18 protein-coding genes and 1 riboswitch are annotated in these 20733 nt (G+C 60.4%); of the genes, 10 read left to right on the forward strand and 8 right to left on the reverse strand.

The annotated features are described in order from the left end of the window. Positions 1-6: 6 nt before the first annotated feature. Complete coding sequence (gene epd, locus QLG10_RS09075; RefSeq protein WP_033044723.1) at positions 7-1062, reverse strand: erythrose-4-phosphate dehydrogenase; 1056 nt, start codon at positions 1060-1062, stop codon at positions 7-9. Positions 1063-1235: 173 nt separating this feature from the next. Then, entirely contained in the window at positions 1236-3233 is a 1998-nt protein-coding gene (tkt, locus tag QLG10_RS09080; RefSeq protein WP_110750363.1) for a transketolase, read from the reverse strand. 272 nt (positions 3234-3505) lie between these two features. On the opposite strand from tkt, the gene QLG10_RS09085 reads away from it, so the two are divergent. The 4 genes from QLG10_RS09085 (at position 3506) to QLG10_RS09100 (ending at position 8043) form a co-directional block, all read left to right on the forward strand. Beyond that, positions 3506-4501, forward strand: a complete 996-nt coding sequence (locus tag QLG10_RS09085; protein WP_110750361.1) for a metalloregulator ArsR/SmtB family transcription factor — start codon at positions 3506-3508, stop codon at positions 4499-4501. Positions 4502-4519: 18 nt separating this feature from the next. Further along, positions 4520-5710, forward strand: coding sequence for a methionine adenosyltransferase (gene metK, locus QLG10_RS09090; protein WP_110750359.1), 1191 nt, complete (start codon positions 4520-4522; stop codon positions 5708-5710). Positions 5711-5869: 159 nt separating this feature from the next. Beyond that, complete coding sequence (ligB, locus tag QLG10_RS09095) at positions 5870-7543, forward strand: NAD-dependent DNA ligase LigB (RefSeq protein WP_282486991.1); 1674 nt, start codon at positions 5870-5872, stop codon at positions 7541-7543. A 104-nt stretch (positions 7544-7647) separates the two neighbouring features. Next, on the forward strand, positions 7648-8043 hold the full coding sequence (locus tag QLG10_RS09100) for a DUF1090 domain-containing protein (protein ID WP_110750355.1): 396 nt from the start codon (positions 7648-7650) through the stop codon (positions 8041-8043). Between the two features lie 116 nt (positions 8044-8159). On the opposite strand, the gene QLG10_RS09105 is transcribed toward QLG10_RS09100, so the two are convergent. Continuing rightward, complete coding sequence (locus tag QLG10_RS09105; RefSeq protein WP_110750354.1) at positions 8160-8609, reverse strand: cytochrome c; 450 nt, start codon at positions 8607-8609, stop codon at positions 8160-8162. Positions 8610-8737: 128 nt separating this feature from the next. Between QLG10_RS09105 and QLG10_RS09110 the strand changes: the two genes are divergently transcribed. After that, positions 8738-9910 carry an MltA domain-containing protein gene (locus QLG10_RS09110; protein ID WP_282486994.1) on the forward strand — a complete coding sequence of 391 codons (1173 nt, stop codon included), beginning with the start codon at positions 8738-8740 and terminating at the stop codon, positions 9908-9910. A gap of 123 nt (positions 9911-10033) precedes the next feature. Here QLG10_RS09110 and QLG10_RS09115 read toward each other — a convergent pair whose 3' ends face one another. Both QLG10_RS09115 and QLG10_RS09120 read right to left on the reverse strand, forming a co-directional pair. After that, positions 10034-10417: an MAPEG family protein gene (locus QLG10_RS09115; protein WP_110750350.1), complete on the reverse strand. Its 384-nt coding sequence runs from the start codon at positions 10415-10417 to the stop codon at positions 10034-10036. A gap of 31 nt (positions 10418-10448) precedes the next feature. Then, positions 10449-11282 carry an EamA family transporter gene (locus QLG10_RS09120; protein ID WP_282486996.1) on the reverse strand — a complete coding sequence of 278 codons (834 nt, stop codon included), beginning with the start codon at positions 11280-11282 and terminating at the stop codon, positions 10449-10451. 281 nt (positions 11283-11563) lie between these two features. Between QLG10_RS09120 and QLG10_RS09125 the strand changes: the two genes are divergently transcribed. After that, positions 11564-12733, forward strand: a complete 1170-nt coding sequence (locus QLG10_RS09125; RefSeq protein WP_282486997.1) for an MFS transporter — start codon at positions 11564-11566, stop codon at positions 12731-12733. On the opposite strand, the gene QLG10_RS09130 is transcribed toward QLG10_RS09125, so the two are convergent. Next, positions 12734-13621: a formate/nitrite transporter family protein gene (locus QLG10_RS09130; RefSeq protein ID WP_188263463.1), complete on the reverse strand. Its 888-nt coding sequence runs from the start codon at positions 13619-13621 to the stop codon at positions 12734-12736. Between the two features lie 72 nt (positions 13622-13693). Continuing rightward, a complete protein-coding gene (locus QLG10_RS09135) occupies positions 13694-14098 on the reverse strand; it encodes a hotdog domain-containing protein (protein ID WP_020797418.1) in 405 nt (134 codons plus the stop codon). A 198-nt stretch (positions 14099-14296) separates the two neighbouring features. After that, positions 14297-14399: riboswitch (S-adenosyl-L-homocysteine riboswitch) on the forward strand. Between the two features lie 23 nt (positions 14400-14422). Here QLG10_RS09135 and ahcY point away from each other — a divergent pair. The 4 genes from ahcY (at position 14423) to QLG10_RS09155 (ending at position 19955) form a co-directional block, all read left to right on the forward strand. Next, positions 14423-15832, forward strand: a complete 1410-nt coding sequence (gene ahcY / locus QLG10_RS09140) for an adenosylhomocysteinase (RefSeq protein WP_188263461.1) — start codon at positions 14423-14425, stop codon at positions 15830-15832. Positions 15833-16012: 180 nt separating this feature from the next. Then, on the forward strand, positions 16013-16858 hold the full coding sequence (gene metF, locus QLG10_RS09145; RefSeq protein ID WP_020797416.1) for a methylenetetrahydrofolate reductase [NAD(P)H]: 846 nt from the start codon (positions 16013-16015) through the stop codon (positions 16856-16858). A 187-nt stretch (positions 16859-17045) separates the two neighbouring features. Next, positions 17046-17861, forward strand: a complete 816-nt coding sequence (locus tag QLG10_RS09150; RefSeq protein ID WP_110750341.1) for a transporter substrate-binding domain-containing protein — start codon at positions 17046-17048, stop codon at positions 17859-17861. A gap of 225 nt (positions 17862-18086) precedes the next feature. Beyond that, positions 18087-19955, forward strand: coding sequence for a DEAD/DEAH box helicase (locus tag QLG10_RS09155; protein ID WP_188263460.1), 1869 nt, complete (start codon positions 18087-18089; stop codon positions 19953-19955). A 159-nt stretch (positions 19956-20114) separates the two neighbouring features. On the opposite strand, the gene QLG10_RS09160 is transcribed toward QLG10_RS09155, so the two are convergent. After that, entirely contained in the window at positions 20115-20702 is a 588-nt protein-coding gene (locus QLG10_RS09160) for a YceI family protein (protein ID WP_008057034.1), read from the reverse strand. Between the last annotated feature and the right edge of the window lie 31 nt (positions 20703-20733).

Consider the following 20733-nt stretch of genomic DNA (forward strand, 5'->3'; position numbering starts at 1 on the left):
CTGTTCTTAGAGAGCAGGTTTTTTTGAGGCTGTGTGCAGATAGTGTTCCGCAACATCCAGCATTCGGTTGGCAAAACCCCATTCGTTGTCGAACCAGGCCAGGATGTTCACCAGCCTTGGGCCGGAAACTCGAGTCTGACTGGCATCGACGATCGCCGAATGTGGGTCGTGGTTGAAATCACAACTTGCATGGGGCAACTCGGTGTAGGCCAGAAGGCCTTTGAGCGGGCCGCGGGTGGCAGCCTCGCGCAGGATCCGGTTGACCTCGGTGGCGTCGGTGTCGCTCACGGTCTGCATCGTGATGTCGAGGCAGGACACGTTAACCGTCGGCACGCGTACGGCTTTGGCCTGAATTCGGCCGGCAAGTTCCGGCAGCAAGCGTTCAATGCCGCGCGCCAGACCAGTGGACACCGGAATCACCGACTGAAACGCCGAACGGGTGCGGCGCAGGTCTTCGTGATGATAGGCGTCGATCACTGGCTGGTCGTTCATGGCCGAATGGATGGTGGTGATCGACACGTACTCGAGCCCGATGGCCTGATCCAGCAGTCGCAACAACGGCACGCCGCAGTTGGTTGTGCAAGAGGCGTTGGACACCAGCAACTCATCGCCCGTCAGGCAATCCTGGTTCACGCCGTAGACGATAGTGGCGTCGACATCCGCCTCGCTGGCCATCGGCTGGGAAAACAATACGCGCGGAGCGCCAGCGTCGAGGAACCGCTGGCCGTCTTCGCGGGTGTGGTAAGCGCCGGAGCATTCCAGCACCAGATCGACGCCCAGCGACGCCCAATCGATGCCTTCGGGAGTAGCACTGCGCAGGACCTTCACGCAGTCGCCATTAATATGCAGACAATCGCCATCGACCCTGACCTCACCGGGAAAGCGCCCGTGGGTGGAGTCGAAGCGTGTCAGGTATTCGATGCTGGCCATGTCGGCCAGATCGTTGATCGCGACAATCTCGAACCCGGCCTTATCGCCTCGTTCAAACAACGCACGCAATACGCAACGACCAATCCGGCCGTAGCCGTTGAGTGCAACTTTGTAGGGACGCGGTTGAGGCATGGGGGTTCTCGATAGACGCAGTCAGACGAATTTCTCTTTAACTACACCACCCACTGTAGGAGCGAGCATGCTCGCGATGGTGGCCCAGACAACGCGGGCATTGAGACACCCAGCGTTATCGTTGACGACCATCGCGAGCATGCTCGCTCCTACAGGGTTCGCGGCGGTAGTGCTTAGTCTTCCAGCAGCTCTTCAGCCTGACCCAGGATGTTTTCCAGGGTGAAGCCGAACTCTTCGAACAAGGCAGGCGCAGGCGCCGACTCGCCGTAGGTGGTCATGCCGATCACGCGACCTTCCAGGCCGACATACTTGTACCAGTAGTCGGCGATGGAAGCTTCGATGGCGATACGGGCGCTGACCTGCAGCGGCAGGACCGATTGCTTGTAGCCAGCGTCCTGAGCGTCGAACACGCTGGTGCAAGGCATGGAAACCACGCGCACCTTGCGGCCCTGCTCGGTCAGCTTGTCGTAGGCCTGAACGGCCAGGCCGACTTCCGAACCGGTAGCGATCAGGATCAGCTCAGGCTCGCCTGCGCAGTCCTTCAACACGTAGCCACCGCGGCTGATGTCGGCGACCTGCAGGGCATTGCGGGCCTGGTGCTGCAGGTTCTGACGCGAGAAGATCAGGGCCGAAGGACCATCTTTACGCTCCAGCGCATACTTCCAGCACACCGCCGACTCAACGGCATCAGCCGGACGCCAGGTGTCGAGGTTTGGCGTGCAGCGCAGGCTGGCCAGTTGCTCGATTGGCTGGTGAGTCGGGCCGTCTTCGCCCAGACCGATGGAGTCGTGGGTGTAGACGTGGATCACGCGCTGCTTCATCAGGGCCGACATGCGTACCGCGTTGCGCGCGTATTCCATGAACATCAGGAAGGTCGCGCCGTAAGGCACCAGGCCGCCGTGCAGGGCAACACCGTTCATGATCGCGGTCATGCCGAACTCGCGCACGCCGTAGTACATGTAGTTGCCACTGGCGTCTTCGGCGGTGACGCCTTTGCAACCTTTCCACAGGGTCAGGTTGGAACCGGCCAGGTCAGCCGAACCGCCGAGGAACTCAGGCAGCAGCGGGCCGAACGCGTTCAGGGCGTTCTGGCTGGCTTTACGGCTGGCGATGGTTTCGCCCTTGGCGGCCACTTCGGCGATGTAGGCGTCGGCCTTTTCGCTGAAGTCGGCCGGCAGTTCACCGCTCAGACGACGGATCAGTTCATTGGCTTCGGTCGGGAAAGCCGCGGAGTAGGCAGCGAAACGCTGATCCCACTCGGCTTCGACCGCGCGGCCGGCTTCCTTGGCATCCCACTCGGCATAAATGTCGGCCGGGATTTCGAACGGGCCGTGGTTCCACTTCAGCGCCGCACGGGTCAGGGCGATTTCCGCGTCACCCAGCGGGGCGCCGTGGCAGTCTTCCTTGCCTTGCTTGTTCGGCGAACCGAAGCCGATGGTGGTCTTGCAGCAGATGAGCGTCGGCTGCGGGCTTTTGCGCGCCGTCTCGATCGCGATCTTGATCTCTTCCGGATCATGACCGTCGACATTGCGGATCACTTGCCAGTTGTACGATTCAAACCGCTTTGGCGTGTCATCGGTGAACCAGCCTTCGACTTCGCCGTCGATGGAGATACCGTTGTCATCGTAGAACGCGATCAGCTTGCCCAGGCCCAGGGTCCCGGCAAGGGAGCTGACTTCGTGGGAGATGCCTTCCATCATGCAGCCATCACCCAGGAACACGTAGGTATGGTGGTCGACGATGTTGTGGCCAGGACGGTTGAACTGCGCCGCCATGACTTTTTCAGCCAAGGCAAAGCCCACGGCATTGGCCAGGCCCTGGCCCAGCGGGCCGGTGGTGGTCTCGACGCCCGGCGTGTAGCCGAATTCCGGGTGACCCGGGGTACGACTGTGCAGTTGGCGGAACTGCTTGAGGTCTTCGATCGACAGATCGTAGCCGGTGAGGTGCAGCAGCGAGTAGATCAACATCGAACCGTGGCCATTGGACAGCACGAAGCGGTCACGATCGGCGAACGATGGATTGCTCGGGTTGTGCTTGAGGTAGTCGCGCCAAAGCACCTCGGCGATATCCGCCATACCCATGGGGGCACCGGGATGGCCGCTGTTGGCTTTTTGCACGGCATCCATGCTGAGGGCACGAATGGCGTTGGCACGCTCACGACGGCTAGGCATCGCTGTTCTCCTGCGGGTTCTGAATCGAGAGTGATAAAAATGAAACGGAAAAAAGGCGAGCATTTTCCCTCACCCGGACGCCTCGGGGCAATGACAGAAAGTCATCTGAAGGCGTTTTTCCAACGCTTGACGACAGATTAGGCGGGTGAAACCTTTCCGCTATCGGTTTGTAGAGTTAACCAGTTCGTAAGAAGTGCCATCTATCGATCAATATCAAAACTTTTTGATATTGATCTTGCGGTGCTTCCGGTGCGTGACTAGACTGCCGGCCTATGAATTTACGCGCGCCCTCCATTCGCCAGGACGATTGTGATGAGCTGGCGGCCTTGTGCAAGGCCGGCGGCGATCCCTTGCGCCTGAATGTCTTGCGCGCTTTGACCAACGATTCGTTCGGCGTACTGGAACTGGCGCAGATCTTCGGCATCGGCCAATCGGGCATGAGCCATCACCTCAAGGTGCTGGCCCAGGCCGATCTGGTAGCGACCCGCCGTGAAGGCAATGCGATTTTCTACCGTCGTGCCCTGCCACACACCGTGTTGCCGGGGGGCAAACTGCACGCGGCGTTGCTCGAGGAAGTGGATAACCTGCGTTTGCCTGTCGACGTGCAAATGCGCATCACCCAGGTTCACAAGCAACGCGAGGCGGCCAGCCAGGACTTTTTCTCACGGGTCGCCGAGAAATTTCGCGCCCAGCAAGACTTGATCGCCGGCCTGCCACAGTACCGCGAGAGCGTGGTGGCCCTGCTCGACAAACTGAGCTTCGGCAGCGCTGCCACCGCGATCGAAGTCGGCCCCGGCGATGGTGCATTCCTGCCGGAACTGTCGCGCCGCTTCACTCAGGTCACGGCGCTGGACAATAGCCAGGCCATGCTCGAGCTGGCACGCCAGGTGTGCGAACGCGATTCGCTGACTAACGTTAACCTGCAACTGGCCGATGCCCTGAACGGCGTCAGTCTCAAGGCCGATTGCGTTGTACTGAACATGGTATTGCATCACTTTGCCGCGCCGGCCGATGCGCTCAAGCACATGGCCAATTTGCTGCAACCAGGCGGCAGCCTGCTGGTGACAGAATTATGTAGCCACAACCAGAGTTGGGCCAAGGAGGCCTGCGGTGATCTCTGGCTGGGGTTTGAACAGGACGATCTGGCCCGTTGGGCCACCGCTGCGGGGCTCGTCCCCGGAGAAAGCCTCTATGTAGGCTTACGTAATGGTTTCCAGATTCAGGTCCGCCATTTTCAGCGGTCGGCTGGCGACACTCACCATCGGTAATTTCAGGAAAACATCGAGATGAGCGAATACTCCCTTTTCACCTCCGAGTCCGTGTCTGAAGGGCATCCGGACAAAATCGCCGACCAGATTTCTGATGCGGTGCTGGACGCCATCATCGCTGAAGACAAGTTCGCGCGCGTGGCGTGCGAGACCCTGGTGAAAACCGGCGTGGCGATCATCGCTGGCGAAGTCACCACCTCGGCTTGGGTTGACCTGGAGCAGATCGTTCGTGACGTCATCACCAACATCGGCTACACCAGTTCCAACGTCGGCTTCGACGGTGCGACCTGCGGCGTGATGAACATCATCGGCAAGCAGTCCCCTGACATCAACCAGGGTGTCGACCGTGCCAAGCCTGAAGATCAGGGCGCCGGCGACCAGGGCCTGATGTTCGGCTACGCCAGCAACGAAACCGACGTGCTGATGCCTGCACCGATCACGTTCTCGCACCAGCTGGTGCAACGCCAGGCGGAAGCCCGTAAATCCGGCCTGCTGCCTTGGCTGCGTCCGGACGCCAAGTCGCAAGTGACCTGCCGCTACGAAAACGGCAAGGTTGTCGGCATCGACGCGGTTGTCCTGTCGACCCAGCACAACCCGGAAGTGTCGTACGCAGACCTGCGCGAAGGCGTGATGGAGCTGATCGTCAAGCACGTGCTGCCTGCCGAACTGCTGTCCAAGGACACTCAGTTCCACATCAACCCGACCGGCCAGTTCATCATCGGTGGCCCGGTGGGCGATTGTGGCCTGACCGGCCGCAAGATCATTGTCGACAGCTACGGTGGCATGGCCCGCCACGGTGGTGGTGCGTTCTCCGGCAAAGATCCATCCAAGGTTGACCGCTCGGCTGCCTATGCCGGTCGTTACGTGGCCAAGAACATCGTTGCCGCCGGCCTGGCCGAGCGCTGCGAGATTCAGGTGTCCTACGCCATCGGCGTTGCCCAGCCGACTTCGATCTCGCTGAACACCTTCGGCACCGGCAAGATCAGCGACGACAAGATCGTCAAACTGGTCCGCGAAGTGTTCGACCTGCGTCCTTACGCAATTACCACCATGCTTGACCTGCTGCACCCGATGTACCAGGAAACCGCTGCGTACGGCCACTTCGGTCGTACCCCGGCAACCAAGACGGTTGGTGATGACACCTTCACCACCTTCACCTGGGAAAAAACCGACCGCGCCGACCACCTGCGCACGGCTGCCGGCCTGTAAGACTTTCCGTTGGTACCTGAAGCCCCGCACGGTCCGCCGTGCGGGGTTTTTTTATGGGTTGAAACTGAGTAGGTAGAAACAATCCGAAAAACAGCTGCACACCCATCAGCCTGCCGCTGACTAACCTTCAGGCACCTCTATCGAGCAAGGAAGCTCACTATGCTGCCCCGCCTGCTGACCGGCTTACTCCTGACCTGCCTGTGCCTGGGATCTGTTGCTGGCGAATGCCCGGCCTGGCCGCCGGCTCGTGCCGCGCAAGAACTCGCCGCCCTGCAAAAACAAATCGACCTCTGGGATGACAGCTATCACCGCGAAGGTCGTTCGCTGATCGCCGACGAACTGTACGATCAGTCCTTCGCGCGCCTGACGCGATGGCGCCAATGCTTCAGCACCGGTCCGGCCACCGATCCATTGCGCACCGCAAGCGGTCCACTGGCCCATCCAGTGCCGCATACCGGCCTGGAAAAACTGCCAGACGCGGACGCCGTCGAGCATTGGCTGCGGGGTCGAACTCAGGTCTGGGCCCAGCCCAAGGTCGACGGCGTGGCGGTGACCCTGGTCTACCGCAACGGCCTGCTGGTCCAGGCGATCAGTCGCGGCGATGGTGTGCATGGTCAGGACTGGACCGCCTCGGCCCGCCAGGTCGGCGCCATTCCTCAACGCCTGTCCGAGCCACGGGACCTGGTGGTACAGGGCGAGCTCTACTGGCGCCTGGCTGACCATGTGCAAGCCATCGCCGGCAGCCTGAACGCCCGCGGCACGGTAGCCGGCTTGATGGCCCGCAAGACATTGAGCGTCGAGCAGGCTGAGGGGATCGGCCTGTTTGCCTGGGAATGGCCCCACGGTCCGACGAGCTTGCCGGCCCGTATCGCGGAACTGGAAAAACTCGGTTTTTCCAGTTCCGCGCAGTACACCCAGGTCATCAGTTCAATAGCCGAAGTCGAGCGCTGGCGTGATCACTGGTATCGCTCGCCCCTGCCGTTTGCCAGCGACGGGATTGTCCTGCGTCAAGAGCAGCGCCCGCCCGCCGAGCGCTGGCAGGCAAAAGCGCCATACTGGATCGTTGCCTGGAAGTATCCCTTTGCCCAGGCACTGGCCGAGGTGCGAAAAGTTCATTTCAAGATTGGTCGCACGGGACGGATCACCCCCGTGCTGGAGTTGATCCCGGTGACGCTCGATGACCAGCAGATCAAGCGCGTCAGTGTGAGCTCCTTGCAACGCTGGCAAACGCTGGATATCCGAGCGGGCGACCAGGTCGCCATCAGCCTGGCCGGCCTGACCATTCCCAGGCTCGATGGCGTTGTGCTGCGCAATACCGAGCGCCCTGAGATGGACGTTCCACTGGCTGCCAACTTTCACCCATTGAGCTGCTGGCAGCCGACGCCGGGATGCCAAAGCCAGTTTCTCGCACGCCTGACATGGCTCAGCGGCAAACACGGATTGGACCTGCCCCATGTAGGCCCCGGCACATGGGAAAAACTTCTTGAAACAGGTCACCTGAACGGCCTGTTGGATTGGTTGACCCTCGATGCCCAAGAGCTTGCTAACATTGACGGTTTCGGCGAACGCAGCGCTACTCGGCTGGCCAGCAGCTTCGACAATGCCCGGCAACGCCCATTCGCCCGCTGGCTGAAAGCCCTGGGTATGCCGCCGATCGGCCAGGCCCACCCGGGCGATTCATGGCGGGAGCTGGCACAACGAGACATCGAGCAATGGCAGGCCCAACCCGACATCGGACCAGGACGCGCCGCACAATTAAGCGCATTTTTTCGCGATCCGCAGGTCGTGGCGCTGAGTGAAACACTGCGCCGGGCTGCCATAGACGGTTTTTAGTTTTAGCCCCGGTGATGCCCATGCGCCCGGGAACCCTGAAGTCCCGATGGGCTCAAACATGCCATCGCTGCATCGACACGAATGCCTTTTCACCTGGAGCTTTTATGAAATTTCTTCCACCGCTGGTCCTGTTGACCCTTTGCAGCGTTATGGCCACTCCATTGATGGCCGTCGAAGACGCCCCAGGCCTGACCGGCTGCGCCGCCAAGAAGCAAGGCATCATCAATCAGATCGAACTGGCCAAATCCCACGGCAATGCCGAGCAGCAGGCTGGCCTGGAGAAAGCCTTGAGCGAAGTCAGCGCCAATTGCACCGATGCCTCGCTGAAGAAAGAACGGGAAAACAAGGTGCTCGACGCCAAGCATGAAGTCAGCAAGCGTCAGTCCGACCTTGATAAAGCCATGAAACAAGGCGACCCCGAGAAGATCAACAAGCGCAAGGACAAACTCGCCGAGTCCCGCAAGGAATTGCAGGAAGCGGTGGACGAGCTGGATAAATAAGAACAGGTAAAGATCGGCAATCCCTGGTGTTGCAAAATCCGCCTTCGCGAGCAGGCTCGCTCCCACAGTTGACCGCATGCCCCTGCTCGCGAAGACATCAGACCAGGTATCGTTGATCAATGATCCCGAAATTCTTTATGGCACGCACTGCAGGCATCTTCGACCTTCTGTACCGCCGGCCCCAGGTTACTGGCCTTGTAGGGTTGAACCTGACTGGCGATCACCAGCTCGCCGGTGGCCGCTTCAAGACTGCGAGCCATTTGCTCAAAGCGTGCCTGCTTCTCCCAGACGTCACTCTTGGCGCTGGTGTGGTCTTCTTCACGCACCTGCGGGAAATGTTTCCATGGCTCATGGGACAGCGCATCGAGTTTCACGGCGCCGTCAGCGAACTTCGGGCCATCGAACGCAATACGGCCTCGCAACATGCCACCCAGGTCTTCACCGGTCTTGAGCATCTGCTTGAAAATGGCCTTGCGCTGACCGAGGGGCGAGTTGGGATCGACGCCGCCACAAGCGCAAAGCGTCAGGCAGGCCAGCAATACAACAGAAAGTCTTTTAAGAGTCATGGTGGCTTCAGGTCACGGAAAACGGGGGCCAGTATCCTCGCGTCACCGGCAAACACCAATACCCCTATTATCAATACGGGTTGCATGAGTGCACACGACGCTCAGGCAACCGGCAAAGGAAATACTCCATGAACAGCCGTTTCAAGGCCTGGCGTCATCCCCTGGCCTGGACGCTTCCTATTGTGGCCGTGCTCGCGGGCTGCACCGGTGGCGAAGACAAACAACCGAAGACCCACGCCCTGGCCACCTACTCCAGCGCCACCTGGGAAGCGTTACCGGCAGTCTCCGACAATGACCTCGTCGCCGGTTTCGGTTCCTGGCGCAGCGCCTGCACCCGACTCAAGGCTGACCCGGTCTGGGGCGCCACCTGCGCAGCGGCGACCAACGTGCCGCAGAGTGCCAGCGACATCCGTGGATTTCTCAAGCAGAACCTGGATGTCTACGGCCTGCGCGCCGCCAACGACAATCCCAACGGTTTGATCACTGGCTACTACGAACCGGTCTACCCCGGCAGCCTGACCCAAACCGCAAAGGCGAACGTCCCGGTGTATGGCGTGCCTGAAGATATGATCATCGTCTCGCTGGACAGCATCTACCCGGAACTCAAGGGCAAACGCCTGCGCGGCCGACTTGAAGGCCGCGTGCTCAAGCCCTACGACGATGCAGCGACCATCGGCAGCAAGGGGCTCAAGGCTCCCGTCGTGGCCTGGTTGACCGATCCGATGAACCTGCAGTTCCTGCAAATCCAGGGATCGGGTCGTATCCAGCTCGACAGCGGTCGTCAGCTGCGAATCGCTTACGCCGACCAGAACGGCCACCCTTACCGACCGATCGGACGCTGGTTGGTGGAGCAAGGCGAGCTGAAGAAAGAAGACGTGACCATGGGCGCGATCAGCAACTGGGCCAAGGCCAACCCAACGCGCATTCCAGAGCTGCTCGGCAGCAACCCAAGCTACGTGTTTTTCACCCAGAACCCGGACAGCAACGAAGGCCCGCGCGGCTCGCTGAACGTGCCGTTGACGGCCGGTTATAGCGCGGCGGTGGATCGCAAAGTGATTCCGCTGGGTAGCCTATTGTGGTTATCCACCACCAAACCGGATGGCACGGCACTGGTACGCCCGGTGGCAGCCCAGGACACCGGCGGCGCAATTGCCGGCGAGGTGCGTGCGGATCTGTTCTGCGGTACTGGCGAGGCGGCCGGGCAACTGGCTGGCGACATGAAGCAGCAGGGGCAGATCTGGATGCTGTGGCCCAAAGGCGCGGCGCTGCCGCAAGTGCCGCAAGTCGCCGACAAGCTTTAAAGTCAAAAGATCGCAGCCTGCGACAGCGCCTACATTGACCTCATCCGCCGCATTATCGCGGATGCTCTCAATGCCTGTAGGAGCTGTCGAGTGAAACGAGGCTGCGATCTTTTGATCTTGCCCTTAAACCGACACGACAAAGAAACTGACAATCAACCCCATCCCCACAAACCACGCCAGCGATCGCAAGATCGCCAAGTCGGTCAGATAGAAGATGATGTAGAGCAGCCGACTGGTGATGAACAACACCGACAGCACATTGATCGTCACCAGTTCGGCAGTGCCCACCAGGTGCGCCACGATCACGGCGGCCGCGAACGCCGGGGTGACTTCAAAACTGTTCAATTGCGCCGCATGCGCGCGCCTGGCCAAACCATTGAGCGACTCTAGAAAGTCACGGGGATCGTGGTTGTCACTCAGACGAAACCCGCCACTGGCCTTGGCGATGACCGTACAGATATAAGGCAGGAAAATCGCGATCAAGATGCACCACAGAGCAACCGTCATAAAGCCGTCCCTTCTTCACGTTACAGACCCGTCAGAATTTCATTACCAGCATGCCGATCAAAACCAATCCACAGGCTAAGAGCCTTGGCCCGCCGAAAGGTTCTTTCAGGTAACGCATGCCGAACAGCACCACCAGGATCACGCTGATTTCGCGCAAAGCCGCCGCTTCGGCAATGGAGCCCAGCTGCATGGCCCACAGCACCAGAGCGTAGCTGAACAACACGCAGAATCCGACCGCCAGCCCCAATCGCCATTGCTCACGCCAGAACAGCTTGAACGCCGGCCGTTTGCTCACCCAGGCCAGCAATGGAAATGGCCAGGCACTGAGCAACGTCACCCAGACCAGGTAATCCAGTGGATGCGACCAGCGCCGCAAGGCCTGGCCATCGATGAAGGTGTAGCAACCGATGCACAAGCCGATCAACGCGACCACAGGCAGCATCGACCACGGCAAGCGAGCGCCGCCGCCCCCCTGCCAGAGCAGGCACAGCATGCCGAGCGGGATCAACAGAATTCCGAAGATCTGCTGGTGGGTCAGCACTTCCCCGGCAAAAACCAGGGTCAGCGCGAGCACCACCAGCGGCGACAACCCCCGCATCAGCGGGTAGACCAGCCCGAGGTCGCCGACCCGATAAGCCTGGATCAGCAAATAACGGTAGAGCAACTCGAACGCTGCCGAGGCGAGAAGCCACGGCCAGATGTCCAATGGCGGCAGCGCCACGAACGGCAACATAAGCGCGACGAAGAGCATTGCCACGCTGTCCATGCAGGCCACTACCAGCAAACGCTCGGCGCTGAACTTGATCAGGGTATTCCACGCCGCATGCAACAGCGCCGCCACCAACACTAACGCCGTCGCAAGCACGGCCTACTCCTTTTTTAGTTGACCGCCCCCCCTGTAGGAGCCGGCGTGCTGGCGACAGCGTTCCTGAGATCGCCATCGCCAGCAAGCCGGCGCCTACAAGGGCTGGGGAGAGAATTGATTCGCCATATGTCAGCAGCTGTTTATACTGCAACCGACCACGCCGCACTCAGTTGCGCACAGACTAATTCCAATAACAATGCCCTTACCCGCTCTCATCGAGATCGGTCTTGGCATGCGTATGCCTGATCACAGCGTCAAGACTACCGACAGAGACCTTGCGCATGCCACTCGCCTTGCTTGCCCTTGCTGTTGCCGCGTTCGGCATCGGCACCACTGAATTCGTCATCATGGGCTTGCTGCCCGATGTTGCCCGCGACCTCGCGGTCAGCATCCCCCACGCCGGATTGCTGATCACCGGTTACGCCCTGGGCGTGGTGTTCGGTGCGCCAATCCTCGCGGTCGGCACTGCCAACATGCCGCGCAAAGCGACACTGCTGGGCATGACGCTGATGTTCATCCTGGGCAACATGCTTTGCGCACTGGCACCGAACTACGCCACGCTGATGGCCGCGCGCGTAGTGACTGCGCTGTGCCACGGCGCGTTCTTCGGCATAGGCTCGGTGGTTGCCGCCGGCCTGGTGGCGCCGAACAAACGCGCCCAGGCGATTGCCATGATGTTCACCGGCCTGACCCTGGCCAACGTGCTTGGAGTGCCGCTGGGCACCGCGCTGGGGCAGTACGCCGGCTGGCGCTCGACGTTCTGGGCGGTGTCGGCGATCGGCGTGATCGCGGCCATTGCGCAATGGGTCTGGCTGCCGAAGAACATCGTGATGGATAAAGCCAACCTGGCAAGTGAGTTCAAAGTACTGGGCAAGCCCAACGTGCTGCTGGCATTGGGCATGAGCGTATTGGCCTCGACCAGCCTGTTCAGCGTATTCACCTACATCGCACCTATCCTGCAGGACATCACCGGTGTCAGCCCCCATGGCGTGACCATCATGCTGTTGTTGTTTGGCGTAGGCTTGACGGCGGGCAGCATGCTCGGCGGGCGATTGGCCGACAGCCGCCTGCTGCCTTCACTGGTGGGTATGGCGTTGGCCGTGGTGGTGGTGCTGGCCGCGTTCAGCCAGACCAGCCACTCGGTAATACCGGCGGCGATTACCCTGGTGTTGTGGGGCATCTTCGCCTTTGCCCTGTGCCCGATCCTGCAACTGCTGATTATCGATCAGGCCCATGAAGCGCCCAACCTGGGCTCGACGCTGAACCAGAGTGCATTCAACCTCGGTAACGCAGCAGGTGCCTGGATCGGTGGGCTGGTAGTCGCCAGCGGTGCAGATCTCGCGGACCTGCCATGGACCGGCGCACTGGTCAGTGGCTTGACGGTGTTGGCCGCGCTGTATTTCATCTACCTGCAACGGCGCAGTGCCGTTGCGGTAAATGCGCCGGGTTGATTACTTTTTGAGCGCTTGCGGATCAGGTTTTTCAGCCTGCTCCGCCGCGCTTTTGGGTGGCCCGCTCTCACTGCGAATCTGCGCATGGCTGATCAATGCAAAGATAAAGCTGCCACCCACGATGTTCCCCACCAGCGTGGGACCTGCGAACACCAGCCAGAAATCTTTCCACGGCAGCTCGCCAGCGAACACCAGATAACCGACCTCCAGCGAACCCACCACGATGTGCGTGAAATCCCCCAGCGCCATGAGGTAGGTGATGAGGATGATGATCCACATCTTGGCGCTCTCCATCGACGGGATCATCCAGACCATGGTGGCGATCATCCAGCCCGAGACGATGCCCTTGGCGAACATCTGACTGACGTCGTTTTCCATGACCTTGCGGCCGATGTCGAGGAAGGCCTCGTCGGTCTTGCTGTCGAAAATCGGCAGCTCCAGCATGACGTAAGCCACCAGCAAGGTGCCGCAGAGGTTGCCCACCAGCACTACCCCCCACAGTCGCAGCAATCGGCCGAAATTGCCGAGCGTGGGTTTGCTCATGATTGGCAGCACGGCGGTCAGGGTGTTTTCGGTGAAGAGTTGCTGGCGGGCAAGAATCACCGCGAGGAAACCGGCGCAGTAACCGAAACTGGTAATCACCTTGAAACCTTCGCCGTCCGGCAGGCGGGAATTGAGCAAGCCCATGCCCATCAGCGAAAGCCCCATGGTCAGGCCGGCGGCCAACGCCGACCACCACAGCGCGGCAACGCTGCGCTCCAGTTCCTGATCGCCCTGGGTGCGGATAATTTCGTGCAGCACCGCCGCGCGTGGCGGTTGGTTCTTTTCGACTTCGTGCTGCTCTTTTTCCGAAAGGTCGGGGGTCTTGCCGTCTTTTTTAGTGTCCATGGAACTCCTGAACCGCTGGCGTGCGATTTAGTTACGACCCGCGCGGTTCAGATTCCGTTCGTCATCCACAAATTATTCGACGGCGCCTTCATCCTTGAACTGGTCCTTGACGTACTTGATCTCGGTCCGCCCGTGTGGCGCAGGCAATCCGTCTTCGCCCAAATTGACGAAAACAATCTTCTCCACCGTCAGGATGCTCTTGCGGGTGATCTTGTTACGCACTTCGCACGTGAGGGTGATCGAGGTGCGACCAAATTCGGTGGCGGTGATACCCAGTTCGATGATGTCGCCCTGGCGCGAGGCACTGACGAAGTTGATCTCGGAAATGTATTTGGTGACCACGCGTTGATTGCCCAGCTGGACGATGGCATAGATCGCCGCTTCTTCGTCGAGCCAACGCAGCAGGCTGCCGCCGAACAGCGTCCCATTGGGGTTGAGGTCTTCGGGCTTGACCCATTTGCGGGTGTGGAAATTCATATGCACTCCTGAGCGTCTTGCCGAATGATGGACGGTATCTTGGCAGACCCCGGGCCAGAGCTCTATTCGGGATCTTCTATAGCCACTATTACCGTTCGCACATTGACCGACAGAAACCCTTTGGAAGATCAGCATAGCCCGCTATAATCGCCCCCGTTTCAAAACGGTAATCTTCATTTGCTACCGTTTTCCCGCCACCTGTCCGAGGGGCGCTGCAGCAGGCTAGACCTGTCAGGCTCGGATGGGGCGTTGCTTGGCCATCAACGGCCAGACACTAAACGCACAACGGCGCCCATTCGCATACATTACGAATGGAGACTCTTCATGAGCGCTGTTATCACGCCTGCAGATTTTAACGATTACAAAGTCGCCGACATGTCCCTGGCTGCCTGGGGTCGTCGCGAAACCATCATCGCCGAATCGGAAATGCCAGCCCTGATGGGCCTGCGCCGCAAGTACTCCGAAGAACAACCGCTCAAGGGCGCGAAGATCCTCGGCTGCATCCACATGACCATTCAGACCGCCGTGCTGATCGAAACCCTGGTTGCCCTGGGTGCCGAAGTACGCTGGTCGTCCTGCAACATTTTCTCGACTCAAGACCAGGCTGCTGCGTCCATCGCCGCTGCCGGCATTCCGGTTTTCGCCTGGAAAGGTGAAACCGAGCAAGAGTACGAGTGGTGCCTGGAGCAAACCATCCTCAAGGATGGCCAGCCATGGGACGCCAACATGATCCTCGACGACGGCGGCGACCTGACCGAACTGCTGCACAAGAAGTACCCGCAGGTGCTGGACCGCGTTCACGGCGTGACCGAAGAGACCACCACCGGCGTGCACCGCCTGCTGGACATGCTGGCCAAGGGCGAGCTGAAAATCCCGGCCATCAACGTCAATGACTCGGTGACCAAGAGCAAGAACGACAACAAGTACGGCTGCCGTCACAGCCTGAACGATGCGATCAAGCGCGGTACCGACCACCTGCTGTCCGGCAAGCAAGCGCTGGTCATCGGCTACGGTGACGTGGGCAAGGGCTCGGCCCAGTCCCTGCGTCAGGAAGGCATGATCGTCAAGGTTTCCGAAGTCGACCCGATCTGCGCCATGCAAGCCTGCATGGACGGTTTCGAACTGGTTTCGCCGTTCATCGACGGTATCAACACCGGCACCGAAGAAAGCATCGACAAAGCGCTGCTGGGCAAGATCGACCTGATCGTGACCACCACCGGTAACGTCAATGTTTGCGATGCGAACATGCTCAAGGCCCTGAAGAAGCGCGCTGTTGTCTGCAACATCGGCCACTTCGACAACGAAATCGATACCGCTTTCATGCGCAAGAACTGGGCATGGGAAGAAGTGAAGCCGCAGGTTCACAAGATCCACCGTACCGGCGCTGGCAGCTTCGATCCGCAGAACGACGACTACCTGATCCTGCTGGCTGAAGGCCGCCTGGTTAACCTGGGCAACGCCACTGGCCACCCGAGCCGCATCATGGACGGTTCGTTCGCTAACCAGGTACTGGCGCAGATCTTCCTGTTCGGCCAGAAATACGCCGACCTGTCGCCAGCCCAGAAAGCCGAGCGCCTGACCGTTGAAGTACTGCCGAAGAAACTCGACGAAGAAGTGGCCCTGGAAATGGTCCGCGGTTTCGGCGGTGTCGTGACAAAACTGACCAAGACCCAGGCCGACTACATCGGCGTGACGGTCGAAGGCCCGTTCAAGCCGCACGCTTACCGCTACTGATTTGACCGGCAATAGCGGTGTTCTGATACACCGCGTTGCCTGCATCGCCAGCAAGCCGGCTCCTACAGGGGAGCGGTCGTACGTAAGTAACGTGTACGACGCAAACCCTGTAGGAGCCGGCTTGCTGGCGATTGCGGGCAAACCGGCCCCATAGGCTTAAGCGTTTTAAAGGATATGAGCATGTCCCAAGATCGTCGCTACAGCTTCGAGTTCTTCCCTACCAAGACCGATGCTGGGCATGAAAAGCTGCTTGCCACTGCCCGTCAGCTGGCCACGTACAACCCCGATTTCTTCTCCTGCACCTACGGTGCGGGTGGGTCGACCCGTGATCGCACGCTCAACACCGTGTTGCAGCTCGAAAGCGAAGTCAAAGTCCCGGCCGCACCGCACCTGTCGTGCGTCGGCGACAGCAAGGCCGACCTGCGCGGCCTGCTGAGCCAGTACAAGGCCGCCGGCATACAGCGCATCGTCGCTTTGCGCGGTGACCTGCCTTCGGGCATGGGCATGGCCAGCGGTGAAATGCGCCACGCCAACGACCTGGTCGAATTCATCCGGGAAGAAACCGGCGATCATTTCCACATCGAAGTTGCCGCCTACCCGGAGATGCATCCACAGGCACGCAATTTCGAAGACGACCTCAACAACTTCGTGCGCAAAGCCAACGCTGGCGCCGACAGTGCGATCACCCAGTATTTCTTCAACGCCGACAGCTACTTCTACTTCGTCGAGCGCGTGCGGGCCAAGGGTGTGAACATCCCGATCGTGCCGGGGATCATGCCGATCACCAACTACAGCAAGCTGGCACGCTTCTCCGATGCCTGCGGTGCGGAAATCCCGCGCTGGATCCGCAAGCAACTGGAAGCCTACGGTGACGATACCCAAAGCATTCAACGCTTCGGCGAGCAAGTCATTACCGAGATGTGCGAACGCCTGCTGCAGGGCGGCGCGCCAGGGCTGCACTTCTACACACTGAACCAGGCTGAAGCGAGCCTGGCGGTGTGGAACAACCTGAAGTTGCCGCGTTAAACACAGCAAGATCAAAAGATCGCAGCCTGCGGCAGCGCCTACAGGGAATACACATTCCAATGTAGGAGCTGCCGAAGGCTGCGATCTTTTGCATTCAACGCACGTTTACTGTGATGTAACACTCGGAGTTAGAGCATCTGCTGCCAGTTTCTGGCTCTTTCGCGTTTCTCGTCGTAATCTCAAGCCCATGCCTTTGATCACGCAGTTCGTCGCCCTGCTTGTTTTCACTTGCCTTAGCTTTGCCGCTAGGGGCGAGAAGCTGCGCATTGTCACCGAACCCTGGGCACCTTACGTGTACGAGGAGAACGGCAAGGCCCTGGGGCTGGACTACGAAACCACCGCCATCGTCTTCAAGCGCCTGGGCATCGAAGTGGAATGGCAATTCCTGCCATGGAAACGCTGCCTGTCGATGCTGGAAACAGGTCAGGCCGATGGCGCGCTGGACATTTTCCATAGCGATGAACGCGATGCGACCCTGCTCTACCCCAGCGAACCGCTCTCCGATGTCCAGTTCGTGATGTTCTACGCCAACGCCAGGCCCCATCCGTTTCGCACCCTCGACGAACTGCGCGGCCTGACCATCGGCATCTCTCCTGGCTACCTGTACAGCCAGGATTTCAGGGACTCGACCCTGTTCACCCGGGAACCGGCACCGAGCCACGAAGCGAACTTCGGCAAACTGGTGCGTGGGCGGATCGACCTGCTGATCACCGACCGCAGGGTGGGCCAGCACTTGCTCGACGAACTGAATATCCGCAACATAATTACCGAAAACCCCACGGTCATCAGTCAACAGAGCCAGTTTCTGGCGGTGCGCCGCAATGCCGGCATGGACTTGCTGGTGCAACGTTTCGGCGCCGAGCTCAAACGTTTCAAGCGCGAACCCGCGTACGCCGAGCTCAGCGCCCGATATGGCGCCGCGCCGGCCGCTACGATCAACGTCGGGCGGACCACGGCCAACACGGAAAAAACCGTTGAGCAGCAGGAAAGCGGCGCGCAGTGATTGCTCTGTTATACTCCGGCCTTCCCGCCAGGCTCACGCCCGGACGCTCGGAACCGTTCAAGGCATCTCGAACCCGCTACAGCGCAGCTTTTCAGCCCGCGCGAGCGCTCCAGACGAGCCTTCGTGACCGAAGCAGGACCGGACGGGATTGCGTTCCTCATAAACGCCATTCGCGCCAGGCAAGACTCCCATTGGGCCAAGCCCTAACTTAAAACAGGATTACTCATGTCCTTTGCTTCCCTCGGTCTCTCCGAGGCTTTAGTCCGCGCCATCGAGGCAGCGGGCTATACCGAGCCTACTCCGGTGCAACAGCGGGCCATTCCCGCCGTGTTGCAAGGTCGCGACCTGATGGTCGCGGCACAGACAGGTACTGGTAAAACCGGCGGCTTCGCCCTTCCGATCCTGGAGCGGTTGTTCCCCAACGGTCACCCGGACAAATCCCAGCGTCACGGCCCGCGCCAACCGCGCGTACTGGTCCTGACCCCTACTCGCGAACTCGCGGCGCAAGTGCACGAAAGCTTCAAGGTCTATGCCCGTGACCTGAAGTTCGTCAGCGCCTGCATTTTCGGTGGCGTCGGCATGAACCCGCAGGTTCAGGCCATGTCCCGTGGCGTAGACGTGCTGGTGGCCTGCCCTGGCCGCCTGCTCGACCTGGCCGGCCAAGGCAGTGTCGACCTGTCCCACGTGGAAATCCTCGTGCTGGACGAAGCCGACCGCATGCTCGACATGGGCTTTGTCCATGACGTGAAGAAAGTCCTCGCCCGATTGCCGGCCAAACGTCAGAACCTGCTGTTCTCGGCGACGTTCTCCAAGGACATCACCGACCTCGCCGGCAAGCTGCTGCACAACCCGGAACGCATCGAAGTCACGCCGCCGAACACCACGGTCGAGCGCATCGAACAGCGCGTATTCCGCCTGCCGGCCAGCCACAAACGCTCGCTGTTGGCGCACCTGATCACCGCCGGCGCCTGGGAACAGGTCCTGGTGTTCACCCGCACCAAGCACGGCGCCAACCGCCTGGCCGAGTACCTGGACAAACACGGCCTGAGCGCCGTCGCGATCCACGGCAACAAGAGCCAGAACGCGCGTACCAAAGCCCTGGCCGACTTCAAGGCCGGTACCGTGCGCATCCTGGTTGCCACCGACATCGCCGCTCGCGGCCTGGACATCGACCAGTTGCCACACGTGGTCAACTTCGAACTGCCGAACGTCGATGAAGACTACGTGCACCGCATCGGCCGTACTGGCCGTGCCGGTCGCTCGGGCGAGGCGATCTCGCTGGTGGCCCCGGACGAAGAAAAACTGCTGAAAAGCATCGAACGCATGACCAAGCAGAAAATCGCCGACGGCGACCTGATGGGCTTCGATGCCAGCGCCGTGGAAGCCGAGAAACCCGAAGCTCGCGAGCGTCCGGACATGCGCAACCCGCGCAATCCACGTGGCCCGCGTGGCGATGGTCCGAATGGCGGCGGTGGTGGTAGCGGTCGCAAGGACAAAGGCAAGGACAAGGGCAAGGAAAAACCGGCGGGTGAGCGCGGTGAGCGTCCAGCCCGTCAGCAGAAGCCCCGTGAAGGCACCCCGGCCCGCGAACAGCGTCAGCCAAGCCAGCCGCCGCGTGCCGCAGCTGATCGTGCGCCGGACGAGTTCCTGGACGACGATATCGATAACTTCGGTAACCGCGTCGACTACGTTCCGCAGCAGAAACCGGCCCAAGGCCGCGGCCGTCGTCCGGGTGCTCCGGCTCAAGGCACAGCCGCAGGCGCTCCACGTGGCGGCAAGCCGCAGGGCGGTCGCCAGAACGGTCCGCGCAACAGCGATGGCGCCAGCACCGGCACCCCGCCAGCCAAGCGCAGCGGTCCACGCAGCGGCGCTCCACGTGATGGCCAGGCCCGTCGCGAAGACTCCCGTAACCGCCGTCCGGCCCGTGACGATCAACCGCGTTCGGAACCGGCCGTGCAGAACCCGCGTGGTCCGGCGCCGAAGATCATGCACAAGGAGTCGAAGGCCGATCGCTTCCCGACACCTGAGCAACTGGATCAACTGCCAAGCCGTCCTCGTGGCGAAAAACCGGCATTGCTGACCCGCAATCGCTGAGTCATCGCTGAAATGAAAAATGCCCCATACCGAAAGGTCTGGGGCATTTTTTATGCGTAGTACCTGTAGGAGCCGGCTTGCTGGCGATTGGGGCGACTCGGTTTCTGCTGTGTCTCAAAAGACGCCATCGCCAGCAAGCCGGCTCCTACAGTCTCAGCATTACTTCGCTTTGACACCTTCAAAGGTCACGTACATTTCAACAGCATCGGACGATGGGCCCAGGTCTTTCTGCTTGCCGAAATCGGAACGCTTGAGGCTGAAGGTACCCTCGAAGCCTGCACGGTAGCCGCCCCACGGATCCTTGCCTTCACCCAGGAAGGTAGCCTTGACCACGATTGGCTTGGTCACGCCAAGGATAGTCAGGTCGCCAGCCACATCGGCAGTGTCCTTGCCAGCGGCGTTTTTGCCGGTTGGCTTGACGCTGGTGGAAACAAAGGTGGCTTTGCTTCCGTTCAGGAAGTCTTTGCTGGAGATGTGCTTGTCGCGCTCAGCGTTGTTGGTGAACACGCTGGCGGTGTTTACGTTGAACTCGATCTTGCTGTCTTCAGGCTTGGCAGCGTCAAAGCTGAACTTGCCGTCGATGTCCTTGAAAGTACCGGTGATGAAGCTGTAGCCCAGGTGGCTGATCTTGAAGTCAACGAAGGCGTGCTGGCCTTCCTTGTCGACCACGTAGTCAGCGGCCATGACGCTACCGGCGGACAACAGGGCGGAACTGATTGCCAGAGCGGCCAGAGTCTTTTTCAACATACTTTGTTTTCCTTTGGAGTCGAGGTTGAAC

The sequence above is a fragment of the Pseudomonas sp. V98_8 genome, assembly GCF_029967975.1.
Classification (GTDB): domain Bacteria; phylum Pseudomonadota; class Gammaproteobacteria; order Pseudomonadales; family Pseudomonadaceae; genus Aquipseudomonas; species Aquipseudomonas umsongensis.

What these genes read in the sequence shown, in the direction of transcription:
- QLG10_RS09135 (WP_020797418.1), bottom strand. Translation starts at nt 14,098, where the DNA reads ATGAATTTCCACACCCGCAAATGGGTCAAGCCCGAAGACCTCAACCCC.
- QLG10_RS09160 (WP_008057034.1), bottom strand. Translation starts at nt 20,702, where the DNA reads ATGTTGAAAAAGACTCTGGCCGCTCTGGCAATCAGTTCCGCCCTGTTG.
- QLG10_RS09155 (WP_188263460.1), top strand. Translation starts at nt 18,087, where the DNA reads ATGTCCTTTGCTTCCCTCGGTCTCTCCGAGGCTTTAGTCCGCGCCATC.
- metK (WP_110750359.1), top strand. Translation starts at nt 4,520, where the DNA reads ATGAGCGAATACTCCCTTTTCACCTCCGAGTCCGTGTCTGAAGGGCAT.
- QLG10_RS09085 (WP_110750361.1), top strand. Translation starts at nt 3,506, where the DNA reads ATGAATTTACGCGCGCCCTCCATTCGCCAGGACGATTGTGATGAGCTG.
- metF (WP_020797416.1), top strand. Translation starts at nt 16,013, where the DNA reads ATGTCCCAAGATCGTCGCTACAGCTTCGAGTTCTTCCCTACCAAGACC.
- QLG10_RS09105 (WP_110750354.1), bottom strand. Translation starts at nt 8,609, where the DNA reads ATGACTCTTAAAAGACTTTCTGTTGTATTGCTGGCCTGCCTGACGCTT.
- QLG10_RS09130 (WP_188263463.1), bottom strand. Translation starts at nt 13,621, where the DNA reads ATGGACACTAAAAAAGACGGCAAGACCCCCGACCTTTCGGAAAAAGAG.
- ahcY (WP_188263461.1), top strand. Translation starts at nt 14,423, where the DNA reads ATGAGCGCTGTTATCACGCCTGCAGATTTTAACGATTACAAAGTCGCC.
- QLG10_RS09110 (WP_282486994.1), top strand. Translation starts at nt 8,738, where the DNA reads ATGAACAGCCGTTTCAAGGCCTGGCGTCATCCCCTGGCCTGGACGCTT.
- QLG10_RS09125 (WP_282486997.1), top strand. Translation starts at nt 11,564, where the DNA reads ATGCCACTCGCCTTGCTTGCCCTTGCTGTTGCCGCGTTCGGCATCGGC.
- tkt (WP_110750363.1), bottom strand. Translation starts at nt 3,233, where the DNA reads ATGCCTAGCCGTCGTGAGCGTGCCAACGCCATTCGTGCCCTCAGCATG.
- QLG10_RS09100 (WP_110750355.1), top strand. Translation starts at nt 7,648, where the DNA reads ATGAAATTTCTTCCACCGCTGGTCCTGTTGACCCTTTGCAGCGTTATG.
- ligB (WP_282486991.1), top strand. Translation starts at nt 5,870, where the DNA reads ATGCTGCCCCGCCTGCTGACCGGCTTACTCCTGACCTGCCTGTGCCTG.
- QLG10_RS09115 (WP_110750350.1), bottom strand. Translation starts at nt 10,417, where the DNA reads ATGACGGTTGCTCTGTGGTGCATCTTGATCGCGATTTTCCTGCCTTAT.
- epd (WP_033044723.1), bottom strand. Translation starts at nt 1,062, where the DNA reads ATGCCTCAACCGCGTCCCTACAAAGTTGCACTCAACGGCTACGGCCGG.
- QLG10_RS09150 (WP_110750341.1), top strand. Translation starts at nt 17,046, where the DNA reads ATGCCTTTGATCACGCAGTTCGTCGCCCTGCTTGTTTTCACTTGCCTT.